Origin of the sequence: Actinoplanes sp. NPDC051411 (genome assembly GCF_040682075.1) — a bacterium.
Lineage (GTDB): Bacteria > Actinomycetota > Actinomycetes > Mycobacteriales > Micromonosporaceae > Actinoplanes.
On the sequence record NZ_JBFBAD010000206.1, the window covers coordinates 1 to 13,079 of the forward strand.

11 protein-coding genes and 1 pseudogene are annotated in these 13,079 nt (G+C 70.0%); all 12 read left to right on the top strand.

Features of this window, described 5'->3' with window-relative positions:
* The first annotated feature begins 22 nt into the window (after positions 1-22).
* The 12 genes and pseudogenes from AB0M88_RS50530 (at position 23) to dnaE (ending at position 12,914) form a co-directional block, all read left to right on the top strand.
* A complete protein-coding gene (locus tag AB0M88_RS50530; protein ID WP_364115037.1) occupies positions 23-682 on the top strand; it encodes a YggS family pyridoxal phosphate-dependent enzyme in 660 nt (219 codons plus the stop codon).
* Positions 683-914: 232 nt separating this feature from the next.
* On the top strand, positions 915-1,622 hold the full coding sequence (sepF, locus tag AB0M88_RS50535; protein ID WP_364115019.1) for a cell division protein SepF: 708 nt from the start codon (positions 915-917) through the stop codon (positions 1,620-1,622).
* A 59-nt stretch (positions 1,623-1,681) separates the two neighbouring features.
* The gene (locus tag AB0M88_RS50540; protein WP_364115021.1) at positions 1,682-1,987 is read left to right on the top strand and encodes a YggT family protein; all 306 of its coding nucleotides are present in this window, start codon (positions 1,682-1,684) and stop codon (positions 1,985-1,987) included.
* A gap of 46 nt (positions 1,988-2,033) precedes the next feature.
* Positions 2,034-2,849: a DivIVA domain-containing protein gene (locus tag AB0M88_RS50545; RefSeq protein WP_364115023.1), complete on the top strand. Its 816-nt coding sequence runs from the start codon at positions 2,034-2,036 to the stop codon at positions 2,847-2,849.
* A gap of 847 nt (positions 2,850-3,696) precedes the next feature.
* Positions 3,697-3,933: pseudogene (locus AB0M88_RS50550) on the top strand (hypothetical protein); the annotation flags it as partial.
* A 33-nt stretch (positions 3,934-3,966) separates the two neighbouring features.
* Positions 3,967-4,248 (top strand): DUF167 domain-containing protein, encoded by a 282-nt coding sequence (locus AB0M88_RS50555; RefSeq protein ID WP_364115025.1) that lies wholly within the window; start codon positions 3,967-3,969, stop codon positions 4,246-4,248.
* 427 nt (positions 4,249-4,675) lie between these two features.
* Positions 4,676-5,098, top strand: a complete 423-nt coding sequence (locus AB0M88_RS50560; RefSeq protein WP_364115027.1) for a TraR/DksA family transcriptional regulator — start codon at positions 4,676-4,678, stop codon at positions 5,096-5,098.
* A gap of 77 nt (positions 5,099-5,175) precedes the next feature.
* Positions 5,176-5,673, top strand: a complete 498-nt coding sequence (gene lspA / locus AB0M88_RS50565) for a signal peptidase II (RefSeq protein ID WP_364115029.1) — start codon at positions 5,176-5,178, stop codon at positions 5,671-5,673.
* Between the two features lie 41 nt (positions 5,674-5,714).
* Positions 5,715-6,599, top strand: a complete 885-nt coding sequence (locus AB0M88_RS50570) for an RluA family pseudouridine synthase (protein ID WP_364115039.1) — start codon at positions 5,715-5,717, stop codon at positions 6,597-6,599.
* Positions 6,600-6,687: 88 nt separating this feature from the next.
* Positions 6,688-7,629, top strand: a complete 942-nt coding sequence (locus AB0M88_RS50575; protein ID WP_364115031.1) for a hypothetical protein — start codon at positions 6,688-6,690, stop codon at positions 7,627-7,629.
* 170 nt (positions 7,630-7,799) lie between these two features.
* Complete coding sequence (locus AB0M88_RS50580; protein WP_364115033.1) at positions 7,800-9,299, top strand: AAA family ATPase; 1,500 nt, start codon at positions 7,800-7,802, stop codon at positions 9,297-9,299.
* Between the two features lie 78 nt (positions 9,300-9,377).
* Positions 9,378-12,914, top strand: a complete 3,537-nt coding sequence (gene dnaE, locus AB0M88_RS50585) for a DNA polymerase III subunit alpha (protein WP_364115035.1) — start codon at positions 9,378-9,380, stop codon at positions 12,912-12,914.
* The last annotated feature ends 165 nt before the right edge of the window (positions 12,915-13,079 follow it).

Consider the following 13,079-nt stretch of genomic DNA (forward strand, 5'->3'; position numbering starts at 1 on the left):
CGGCCGACATCCCCTTGACCGCCTGGTAGAGGTTCTGGTCGAGGGGGTAGCCGGCGTTGGCCGAACGGCCGGCGCGGTGACCCTGACCGCGGTGACCAAGACCTACCCGGCGAGCGACGTGCTGCTGCTCGCCGGGCTCGGGGTCACCGACGTGGGGGAGAACCGCGATCAGGAAGCGGCTCCCAAAGCGGCCGAGGTGCGCGCGGCCGGGGTCGGGCTGCGCTGGCACTACATCGGCCAGTTGCAGCGCAACAAGGCGCGATCGGTGGCGGCCTATGCCGACGTCGTCGAGTCGGTCGACTCCGAACGTCTCGCCGCCGCATTGAATAAAGCGGCGGCGAATCGGGAAAGACCCCTGGACGTATTGATTCAGGTGAGCATCGATGAAGATCCGGAACGGGGCGGCGCGGCCGGCGACGACCTGTGGCGGATATCTGACGCGGTGGCCTCATCGGACGGACTGCGGTTGTGCGGGTTGATGGCGGTCGCCCCGCTCGGCTGGGAGCCGGACCGGGCGTTCGCCCGGCTGGCCGAACTGAGGTCCCGGCTGGTGGCCGCCCATCCGGGTGCCACCACGCTGTCGGCCGGCATGAGTGGGGACCTGGAGGCGGCGATCCGGCACGGAGCGACACACGTGCGGATCGGCACTTCTTTGCTCGGGATGCGAAACCTGCTGCGGTAGCCTTGCGGCGGGCAGCAAACTACATGGGTGTTGTTTTACGCGACCAGCCGTTTCACGGCCGGAAGCGTCCGACGACGCAGCGTCGCCGCGGGCCGGGCAGTCCGAGCCGGACCCCGCCCACGGCCCGTGCAAGGGGGGATGCGGTACGCCGAGGGGGCGCGGGCCGCGAAGCGGACGAAAGTTGGGGGCACATGGCTGGTCGGGCAGTGAACGCGCGGGACGGGGTGAAGGCATGAGCGCTCTTCGTAAGGCGGGCGTCTGGCTGGGCCTCGTCGAGGAGGACGACGACCGCGGGTACGACGACCGCGGCTACCGGGAGAGCTCCTACCGCGACCGCGACCGCGATCGCGACCGGTATTCGGGCGATCGTTACGCCGACGAGTTCGCCGACGAGGACGACGAGGTCGAGGACGAACGCTCCGTGCCTCGGGCGCGTACGGAGCGCAGCCGGATCTCGGACCGGTTGTCCGCCCGCGCCGACGTCGAGGACCACGATCGGGTGGAACGCCCGGAACGGGCGAGTGTCCGTTCCATCACGCGCTCGACCTCCTCGGGTGACCCGGGCGCGTCCTCGGGCTACAGCACGCGCGACAACCTGGCCCTGGCCACGCAGCCCGTGCACCAGCCGGTCGCGCACCCGCGCCCGGCCGAGGAGGAGCAGCGTTACCAGATCACGACGCTGCACCCGACGACGTACCGCGAGGCGCGCACGATCGGGGAGCACTTCCGGGACGGCACCCCGGTCATCATCAATCTCACCGAGATGGATGAGGGGGACGCCCGCCGACTGGTCGACTTCGCCGCCGGGCTGGCGTTCGGCCTGCGCGGTACGATCGAGCGCGTGACCAACCGGGTTTTCCTGCTCTCTCCGGCAAATGTCCAGGTCACCGCGGAGGACAAGGCCAAGATCGCTGAGGGTGGGTTCTTCACCCAGAGCTGACCACCTGCCCATGGCTGGGGTCGGTTCACTGAGTAACCCATTGGGGGGATCGTCCAGCCGTGCTGTCGATCGTGTTCCAGATTCTCTATCTTCTGGTCTACGTCTTCTTCCTTGTGCTGCTGGCCAGGTTCGTTCTGACCGCGGTCCTTCAGTACGGACGCCGGTGGCAGCCGGGGCGGGGGGCGTCGGCGGCACTCGAATCGGTGTGGAGCGTCACTGATCCTCCCCTCAAGGCGTTGAGGCGTGTGATCCCACCGCTGCGCATTGGTAACGTGAGTTTGGACCTGGCTTCCATCGTGCTGCTGGTTATCCTGTTCGTGCTCATGAGGTTCGTGCTGCAAAACTTGATCTTCCAGTTCCGCTGAACAACAGCAGCCCCAACCGCGGCCGCGACTGACCCGAGGAGTTTCGATGCCGCTGACCCCGGCCGACGTGCACAACGTCGCCTTCAAGAAACCCCCTATCGGCAAGCGGGGGTATGACGAGGAGGAGGTCGACGCTTTCCTGGACGAGGTAGAGCGCGAGCTCGCCCGTCTGATCGAAGAGAACAACGAGCTGCGCGCCCAGGTGGAGCGCGGTGGACGGGGTGGCGCACCAGCCGGCCCGAGCACCGACCCCCGCCTCGCCGCCGAGCTCAACGACGTCAAGGCCCAGCTCGACCGCGTCCAGCGGGACAAGTCCTCCGCCGAGCAGGCGGCCCGGCAGATGCAGGCCGAGCTCGAGCAGGTCCGGTCCCAGGGCCCGGTCGGTGGCGGAGCCGCGGGCGGTGGCGACGGCGAGCAGCAGGCCCTGCGGGTCCTGATGATGGCCCAGCGCACCGCCGACGACCACGTCGCGGACGCCCGTCGGGAAGCCGACAAGCTTCTTTCCGACGCCCGCGGCAAGGCCGAGGAGGTCACCCGCGAGGCGCGGGCCAAGGCGGACGCGCTCGAGCGTGACGCCCGCCAGCGCCACCAGGAGGCCATGGGCGGGCTCGACGCGAAGCGCTCCGCGCTGCAGAAGCACATCGAGGAGCTCAAGCAGTTCGAGCGGGAATACCGCACGCGCCTCAAGGCCTACCTGGAGAGCCAACTGCGCGACCTCGACGGTCGTGGTCAGGGCCTCGAGGCCGAGCTCGGCCGGGCCGACTCCCAGCGCGCCGTCGGTGGCAGCGGTGGCCTCGCCGCGGCGGGCCTCGCCGGTTCCTACGGCGGCAGCCGCGCCGGCTCCATCGAATCCGGGCGCTGACAACCCAGCCCGGCACCCACCTCGACGAGGATGAGCCATGATCCCAGGTAGCCTGCTGCTCATCCTCGTCGCGGTAGCGTTGCTCGCCCTCGGCCTGACCAGCGGGTCGAGCGGCCTTCTCATCGCCTCGATCGCGGCCAGCCTGCTGGCCGCGGTCGCGCTGGTCATCGGCGCGCGCCGCAACGCGGGGGCCCGCCGCACCGTGCCGCCCGCCGCCCGCCCGGCCGCCCCCGCCGCGAGCTTCGCCGCCGAGTCCGAGCGCGGCTTCGCCGCTGATCCCGAGCGCGGCTTCGCCGCTGATCCCGAGCGCGGCTTCGCCGCCGATCCCGAGCGCGGCTTTGCCGCCGAGCCGCAGCCCGACTTCGCCGCCGAATACGCCGCGCAGGCCTCGTCCGCCGGCCGGCCGTCGCGCGCGGCCGAGTTCTCAGCACCCCCGGCTTCCGAGTTCTCCGGACCGCCCGCCCCCGATTTTTCCGCGGCTCCGGCGCCCGCCGCAGCCGAATCGGTGACCTACACCGAGGAGCCGGTGACGCCGGCCGCCGCCCACACCGAGGAGATTAACTTCGGGCTGGGCGACCCCGGGCTGGGCAGTCCCGGGCTGGGCGATTTCGGGCGGGACGACGAGGCGCCCTGGCGGACCCGGGCGACGCCCGAGCAGACCGTGGCGACGCCCGAGGCCGAGGTGGCGGCCGCGACCGGCCCCGACTACGACCGGGCCGCGACGGCCATCCACGCCGCGCGCAGCGAACAGCCGGACGAGAACGCCTGGCGCCGCGACACCCACGCCGAGGCCGCGGCCCACGCCGGGCTGCACGACGAGTTCGACGAGCCGGACGCCGATGACCCCGACGACGAGCCGCTGCCCCAGGCGGTGCAGCCGGCCGACGCCGTGCGGGTCGCCCGGATGGACGCCGAGGTGCTGGTGGTCGACGGCCGCCCGCGCTACCACCTGGCCGACTGCTCGCACCTGGTCGGGCGGCTCACCGAGCCGATCCCGGTCACCGAGGCGGTCGAGCTGGGCTTCAGCCCGTGCGGCCTGTGCCGGCCGGTCGACCGCCTGGTCGCCGCCGCCGCCCGTCACTGACACGATCCGCCCAATCCGACTTCTCCCCCCTCGATGGATATTTCGGTTGCGGTCCGCGTGCGGCCGGGCGCCGGGCGTACGCGGGTCGGCGGCTCCTACGACGGCCCGCACGGCCCGGCCCTGATCGTGGCGGTCGGCGCGCCGGCGGTCGACGGCAAGGCGACCGAGGCGGCCCGCCGGGCGCTGGCCGACGCGCTCGGGGTGCGGGCGGCCGCCGTGACGCTCCGGATCGGCGCGACCAGCCGGGACAAGGTCTTGACGGTCGCCGGGGCCGGTCCCGCGGTGTCAACCCGCCTCGCCGAGTTGCGGGCGTGAATGAATCCGGAACGGTCGGGTAGAATCCGGAACGGTCGGGTATCTGACCGAACCTGGGGGAGGTTTGTGACGGTTGCCAGGTGAAGATCGCGCGCGCCTGGTTGTCGCCAAGGGGATACAGTCCGTATCCTTGCGAGCCTCTTGTGCAGGTGGGACAGGGTGGTTGGGATACAGCTCGCCGGCGGCCGGCCGGCGGCGTCACTCTGCAGGCCGATCTCGTGACGATCGGCGGATAACCGGCCGGGCGCGGGCCGCCCGGCGTATAAATCAGCCGGGCGGGGGCAAGACCACTCTCTCTTCAGGCGGGGCGGGTAGTGGTGCCGCCGGACGCCCGGTGACGAATCGACAGGGAGACCCGTGGGCCACGGACCGGCCGCGGGTCTCGTAAACGCTGACCGCCGCGCACGACGCGGCCGAGGGAGCGACGATGGCCAAGGCAACCGGCACCAGGTCCGCCTCGACGACCAAGGCGCCTGCGAAACGGTCCCGCAGCGCGGCCGAGACCGAGAAGATCCGGGTGGCTCTGACCGAGCGCCGGGACGAGCTCCAGCAGGAGTACGACGAGTCGCTCACCGAGATCACCGAGCTGCAGCGGGACCGTCTGTCCGACTCGGCCGGCGACGACCAGGCCGACACCGGCACCAAGACCTTCGAGCGCGAGCAGGAGATCACTCTCGCCAACAACCTGCTGGAACGGATCACACAGGTGGAACGCGCCATCGACCGGCTCGGCGAGGGCAACTACGGTTACTGCGAGCGGTGCGGTAACGCCATCCCGGTCGAGCGGCTGGCGGCGTTCCCCTCCGCGACTCTCTGTGTGTCCTGCAAGCAGCTGGAGGAACGACGCTGAACGCCGATGAGGCAGCGGGCACGACCGCGGTCAGCGAGGCGGAGCCGGGCGCGAAGCCCGGCTTCTCCGCACGCGCCGTGTCGTTGCTCGGCGCCACCGCCCTGGTCGCCGTGGCGCTCGACCAGTGGGTCAAATGGCTCTGCACCGAGCACCTCACCGAGGGCCGGCCGGTCAAGGTCCTCGGTGGCCTGATCTATCTGTCGCTCCTGCGCAACAGCGGAGCGGCCTTCAGTTTCGGCAGCGCCCATACGTGGATCTTCCCGGTGGTCACGCTGATCGTGATCGGCTGGATCGCTTGGATGGCGACCCGGCTGCGCTCGATCCCGTGGGCGGTGTCGCTCGGCCTGGTGCTGGGGGGAGCCTTCGGCAACCTCGGTGACCGGCTGTTCCGCTCGCCCGGCCCGTTCCAGGGGCACGTGGTCGACATGATCAGCCTGTTCGAGCCGTACGGGCAGCACTTCGCGGTGTTCAACATCGCCGACAGCTGCCTGACCGTCGGGGTCGCCCTGGCCGTGCTGCTCGAACTGACCGGCCGTCAGCGTGACGGTTCAAAAGCGGTGAAGAAGGCGACGTGAGTTCTCAGCGATCCCTGCCCGTTCCCGACGGGCTCGACGGCATGCGTCTCGACCAGGCGGTCTCCCGGCTCTTCGGGCTCTCCCGGACCGCCGCGGCCACCCTGGTCGAGGCCGGCGACGCCCTGGTCGACGGCTACCCCCGGCCCAAGGCCGACAAGGTCACCGCGGGCTCCTGGCTCGAGGTCACCCTGCCCGCCCCGGCCGTGCCGCCGTCGGTGGTGGCCGAGCCGGTGCACGGCCTCGCCGTCGTCTACAGCGACGACGACATCGTGGTGATCGACAAGCCGGTCGGCGTGGCCGCCCACCCCAGCCCCGGCTGGACCGGCCCGACCGTCCTCGGCGGCCTGGCCGCCATGGGGCAGAACGTGGCGACCAGCGGGGCCGCCGAGCGCCAGGGCATCGTGCACCGGCTCGACGTGGGCACGACCGGCCTGATGGTGGTGGCCAAGAGCGAGCTCGCCTACACCGTGCTCAAGCGGGCGTTCAAGGAGCGCGAGGTCGACAAGCGCTACCACGCCGTCGTCCAGGGCCACCTCGACCCGCTGCGCGGCACCATCGACGCCCCGATCGACCGGCACCCGACCGCCGACTACCGCTACGCGGTCATGTCGGAGGGCAAGCCGAGCGTCACCCACTACGACACGCTGGAGGCGTTCCGGTCGGCCAGCCTGGTCGACGTCAAGCTCGAGACGGGGCGCACCCACCAGATCCGGGTGCATTTCTCGGCGCTGCGGCACCCCTGTGTCGGTGACCTGACGTACGGCGCCGATCCGACCCTGGCGGCCCGTCTCCACCTCGGCCGGCAGTGGCTGCACGCCCGAGAATTGGGGTTCCTCCATCCCCGAACGCACGATGAGGTTCGCTTCGTCAGCGATTACCCTGACGATCTGAGGTACGCGTTGGACGTGCTTCAGGAAGCGAGCTGATGTCGGGGGAAACAGACCAGTGGGTCCCGCGGAGCGCATGCGGGCACTGACGATTCGCGGTCCCGCCGGACTGCGCGTCTCTATCGTCGTGACCGCGGTAGCGGTCGCGGCGTTGTCACTGGGAGTGATCTGGGTGGCCCAGCGCAACGGCGGCGCGCCCACCCCCGGCGACTCCGGCGACCTCGTCGAGGTGGGCGTCGTCGAAGGCCAGGCGATCCCGACCTATCTGGCCGCGTCCCGGCGCGAGCTGGCCGCCCTGACCGACCCGTCGGCGCCGCCGGCCGGCCCCACGTGGGCTCTGGCCAGCCTCGACAACTACGTGCCGCCCGGCCGCCTGCCCGAACTGCTCGGCGGGGCCGGGGTGGCCCAGGTCTACGCCCGGGTGCCGCTGCCCGGCGTGCAGACCCAGGTCGTGCGCATCCCGGTCTACCGGCTTCCCGAGGACGTCACCGCCGGGATGGCCGCCGCGGCCCGGCAGCGCGACCAGGAACAGGCCGAATACCTGCAGCTGAGCGGCAAGCTGGGCGGCGGCGGGGGCCCGACCGACGCGCGGGCGCGGGACGCCTACGACGCGGCCGCCCGGGCGGCGGGGGCCGAGGCCGCCGCGTACCGTTCGGGGTGTGCCTGCGTCTTCGCGGCCGTGATCCGCGCCGCCCCGGCCGTGTTGCGGCAGATCGCGGACCGGCCCGGAATCAGGGTGGTCGATCCGGCACCCGAGGTGCGCAGTCTCGACAGCACCGAGTTCCGCGCTCCGCTGCCCGAGCAGTCGGGCACGGTGCCCGACGAACCGAGTCAGACGCCGACGCCTGTGCCAACCGGAACTCCGGGCATTGCCTCACCGGGCGCCGCGCCGTTAGTGTCGTCGCTCGGGCTCCCGGTGAAACCTGTGAAATCAGACTCACCGCGGGGATCGGTCCCCGTTGCGCCCGACCCGTCCGCCACGGCACCGGAGGAGAGTAGTGCCGTAGCCTCAGCATCCGGCGCGAGCGCTGCTCAAGCTGTCCCCAGCATCACGCCGGTAGCATCTTGAGCCCGGTCCGGACGTTAGATCTCTCGTCCGGTCGGCCACGGAGTTCGGTGCGCGATCCAAAGGGTCTGGTCGCTCGGGCAGTGGCCCGAATAGGGTTCTGATCCGTAGCCTGTCTCGGGGGCGAGCAACCCGATCCGGGATCACCGAGAGTAACGCAGGGAGGACGAGCCGTGGATGGGACCGAGACCGGCTGGGGCCGGCCTGCGGAACCCGCCCCGCGCTGGCGGGCGCTGCTCGACCGTGCCCGGCACGGGTCGCGCGCCGCCGCCGACGAGCCGCCCGAGGACGAGAGTCAGGCGCCGCCGGCCAGTCCGCAGTCCCCGCAATATTCCCAGCCGCTGCCGACCCGCCGGCCCTACAACCCGCTGTCCGAGCGCCCGGCCTACGACGGGCGGTCGTTCGACCAGGGACCCCCGCAGCAGCAACCGCCGCCGCCCGCCGCGCGCCCGGCCGAGCAGCAGCGGCCGTTGCCGCAGCGCCCGGTCAATCCGCTCGACCCGCGCTGGAAGGGGCGCTCGCAGCCGGCACCGGCCCCGGCCCCGCCGGTGCCGCCGCCCGCGGTCCAGCCCCCGCCGCCGGCGGCTCCGCCCGCGACCAACGGCCGCCGGGCCGATCCCAACAGCTTCTTCAGCCCCTCCCGCGGCCGGGCCGAATACCCGCAGGGCCGGGCCGCCGCGCCGGTCGCACCGCCGCATCCCGCGGCCCCGCAGCAGTTCGCCCCGCAGCCGGTCATGCCGGTCCGCCAGCCTCCGCCGGTCCAGCCGCCCGCGCCCCAGCCGGCCCGCCAGCCGCTGGCGCCGCAGCCGGTCTCGCCGGGCAGCACCGGGGCGCGCCTGGAGTGGCGGCAGACCCGCCCCGACGACGAGCTCGAGCGGTCGGTCGCGGTCCTGCGGCGCAAGCTCGGCACGCCCCGGGTGCTGGCATTCGCCAACCCCAAGGGCGGCGTACACAAGACCACCGCGACCGTTCTCGCCGCCGCGACCATCGGCAGCGTGCGCGGCCGGGGCGTCCTGGCCTGGGACGACAACGAGCTGCGGGGCACGCTCGGGCTGCGGGCCGGCAGCGCCCGGCACGCCCGCACCATCCGCCATCTGCTCGCCGACCTGATCCAGATCGAGTCGCTGCACGGCGAGGCCCTGCTGGGCGAGCTCGACGGCTATCTGCGGCACGCCTCCGACGGGTCCTACGACGTGCTGGCCGGTGAGGAGAACCCGCGGTTCGCGCAGCGGCTCGACCAGGCCACCGTGCGCCGGGTCCTCGACCTGCTGCGCCGCACCCACGACGTCATCTGCGTCGACACCGGCAACAACGTCGAGAGCGTCAACTGGCAGACCGTGATGCGCCAGGCCGACCAGCTGGTGATCACGACCGTGCCGCGGGAGGACGCGGCGTTCACCGCCGACTGGATGCTCGACGTGCTCGACGAGAGCGGCATGGGCGACCTGGTCAGCAACGCGGTGACGCTCATCTCCTGCCCGTCGCCGGGTCCGCTGCCGATGCTCGACGACTTCGCCAGGCACTTCGCCACCCGCACCCGGGCAGTGGCGATCGTGCCGTACGACCCGTCGCTCGAGGTGGGCTCCTCGATCGAGTACGCGGACCTCAAGCAGGAGACGCGCACGGCGTGGCTCAAGGCCGCCTCTGTGATGATCGAGCCATTCGCCGAATAGCGCGGCGTTGCCCCTCGTTTCTTGTCGGGGGGTCGGACTAGAGTCCCCTGGGTCGTCACAACTCAAGGGGGTCCCGGGGTGTCTGACTCGTTCGTGCATCTCCACGTGCACACCGAGTATTCGATGCTCGACGGGGCGGCGCGGATCAAGGACGTGCTCGCCGAGGCGTCCCGGCTGGGCATGCCCGGGGTGGCGATCAGCGACCACGGCAACATGCACGGGGCCTACGACTTCTACAAGCAGGCCGAGGCGGCCGGCATCACCCCGGTGATCGGTGTCGAGGCCTATGTGGCGCCCGAGTCGCGCCTGACCAAGTCCCGCATCAAGTGGGGCCGGCCGGAGCAGAAGGGCGACGACGTCTCCGGCAACGGCGCGATCACGCACATGACGATGTGGGCGCGCAACGCGGTGGGTCTCAAGAATCTGTTCCGGCTCAACTCGATGGCCTCGATGGAAGGCCAGATGGGCAAGTGGCCGCGGATGGATTTCGACATCATCGCGGAGCACGCCGAGGGCATCATGGGCACGACCGGCTGCCCGTCCGGCGCGGTGCAGACCCGGCTGCGGCTCGGCCAGTTCGACGAGGCCCTGAAGTCCGCCGCGATCTATCAGGAAGCCCTCGGCAAGGACAACTACTTCCTCGAGATCATGGACCACGGTCTCTCGATCGAGAAGCGGGTCCGCGACGGCCTCCTCGAGATCGGCCGCAAGCTGGCCATCCCGCCGCTGGTGACCAACGACTCGCATTACACCTACGCGTCGCAGGCCGAGGCGCACGAGATCTTGCTGTGCGTGCAGACCGCCAGCAACATCGCCGACCCCAACCGGTTCCGGCTCGAGGGCGGCGGCTATTACATCAAGTCGGCCGACGAGATGCGCGCGGTCGACTCGTCCGACGCGTGGCTGGAGGGCTGCCGCAACACGCTGCTGGTGGCCTCGCGGGTCGACACCGAGGGCATGTTCACGTTCAAGAACCTGATGCCCCGGTTCCCGATCCCGGAGGGCTATTCCGAGGAGGAATACTTCCGGCACGTGGCCTACGAGGGCCTGCGCCGGCGCTTCCCCGACGGCATCCCCGACACGCATGTCAAGCAGGCCGAATACGAGCTCGGCATCATCATCCAGATGGGCTTCCCGTCCTACTTCCTGGTGGTCGCCGACTTCATCCAGTGGTCGAAGCAGAACGGCATCGCGGTGGGTCCCGGCCGCGGCTCCGCCGCCGGCTCGCTGGTGGCGTACGCGATGGGCATCACCGACCTCGATCCGCTGCCGCACGGCCTGATCTTCGAGCGCTTCCTCAACCCCGAGCGCATCTCGATGCCCGACGTCGACATCGACTTCGACGAGCGCCGGCGCGGCGAGGTCATCAAGTACGTGACCGACCGCTGGGGCGAGGACAAGGTCGCGCAGATCGCCACCTTCGGCACGATCAAGGCCAAGGCCGCGATCAAGGACTCGGCCCGGGTGCTGGGCTATCCCTATTCAGTCGGCGACCAGATCACCAAGGCGATGCCGCCCGACGTGATGGGCAAGGGCATCACGCTCTCCGGCATCTTCAACAAGGACGACAAGCGGTACAGCGAGGCCGGCGAGGTGCGGTCGCTCTATGAGCAGAACCCCGACGTCAAGAAGGTCATCGACACCGCGCGGGGCATCGAGGGCCTGATCCGCCAGACCGGCGTCCACGCCGCCGGCGTGATCATGTCGGCCGAGCCGATCATCGACCACATCCCGCTCATGCGCCGCGCCTCCGACGGCGTCATCATCACGCAGTTCGACTACCCGACCTGCGAGACGCTCGGCCTGCTCAAGATGGACTTCCTGGGCCTGCGCAACCTGACGATCCTCGACGACGCGGTCAAGAACATCAAGCTCAACCACTCGCTCGACCTCGACCTGCTCGCGCTGCCGCTCGACGACGCCGACTCGTACGACCTGCTGGCGCGCGGCGACACCCTGGGCGTGTTCCAGCTCGACGGCGGCCCGATGCGCTCGCTGCTGCGGTTGATGAAGCCCGACAACTTCGAGGACATCTCCGCCGTCCTGGCGCTCTACCGGCCCGGCCCGATGGGCGTCGAGTCCCACACCAACTACGCCCTGCGGAAAAACAAGCTCCAGGACATCACTCCGATCCACCCGGAACTCGAGGCCCCGCTGCAGGAGATCCTCGAACCGACGTACGGCCTGATCGTCTACCAGGAGCAGGTGCAGCGCGCCGCGCAGATCCTCGCCGGCTACAGCCTCGGCCAGGCCGACCTGCTCCGCCGGGCGATGGGTAAGAAGAAGAAGGAGATCCTCGACAAGGAGTTCGGCCCGTTCCAGCAGGGCTGCATGGAGAAGGGCTACTCCAAGGAGGCCATCCAGGCGGTGTGGGACGTGCTGGTCCCCTTCGCCGGCTACGCGTTCAACAAAGCCCACTCCGCGGCGTACGGCCTCGTCTCCTACTGGACGGCCTACCTCAAGGCGCACTACCCGGCCGAATACATGGCGGGCCTGCTCACCAGCGTCGGCGACGACAAGGACAAGATGGCGATGTACCTGGCCGAGTGCCGGCGCATGGGCATCCAGGTCCTGCCGCCCGACGTCAACGAGTCCGCCGGCCCGTTCACCCCGGTCGGCAAGGACATCCGGTTCGGCCTCGCGGCGGTCCGCAACGTCGGCCACAACGTGGTCGAAGCGATCGCCCGCTGCCGCAAGGAAAAAAGCAACTACCAGGACTTCTACGACTTCCTGTCCAAGGTCGACGCGGTCGCCTGCAACAAGAAGACCGTTGAATCCCTGATCAAAGCCGGCGCGTTCGACTCGATGGGCCACAGCCGCAAAGGCCTGCTCGCCGTCCACGCCGAAGCAATCGACGCCTACGCGGACGTCAAACGCAACGAGGCCGCCGGCCAGTTCGACCTGTTCGGCGCGTTCGGCGACGCCGACGGCACATCAGCGGCCACCGTGGCCATGCCGACCATCGGCGACGACGAGTGGGACAAGCGCGACAAACTCGCCTTCGAACGCGAAATGCTCGGCCTGTACGTGTCCGACCACCCGCTCGCCGGCCTCGAACAACTCCTGCACAGCGCGGCCGACACCACGATCGCCGCGCTGAACGAGGAAGGATCAGTCCCCGACGGCCAGATCGTCACACTGGCGGGCATCCTCACCGGCGTCCAGCGGCGCATCACCAAACAGGGGCGCGCGTGGGCATCAGCCACCCTGGAAGACCTGGCCGGCGGAGTCGAGGCACTGTTCTTCCCCAACACCTACGAGGTGATCGGGCAGTTCATCGCCGAGGACGCGATCGTGATCGTGAAGGGCCGCGTCGACCGCCGGGACGACACGCCACGAATCATGGCGATGGACATGTCCCTCCCCGACGTCAGCCACAACCCGGACAGCAAGCCGGTGACGCTGACCATGCCGATCACCCGGTGTACTCCGCCGTTGGTCTCGGAGCTCAAGGAGATCCTGTCCAGTCATCCGGGGGATTCTGAGGTTCACGTTCATTTGCTGAATGGGAGCCGGACTACCGTTATGCGGCTTGGGCCGGCTGTTCGGGTTGCTCCTACTCCTGCTCTTCGGGCTGATCTTAAGATGATTCTTGGGCCTAGTGCTGTGGGTTAGGTTTCCCGGTTTTTCTTGCGGTTGACGGAATTCGGGGCGAGGGTGACCAAGATCGAGGTAAAGCATCTAGTTCGTTCTTGGTCACCCTCGCCCCGAATTCCTTGCGTACTTTTGGTCAGCAGATTTGGCCTGGGACTTGGGTTTCTGCTGCCAGGAGCTGTCTTT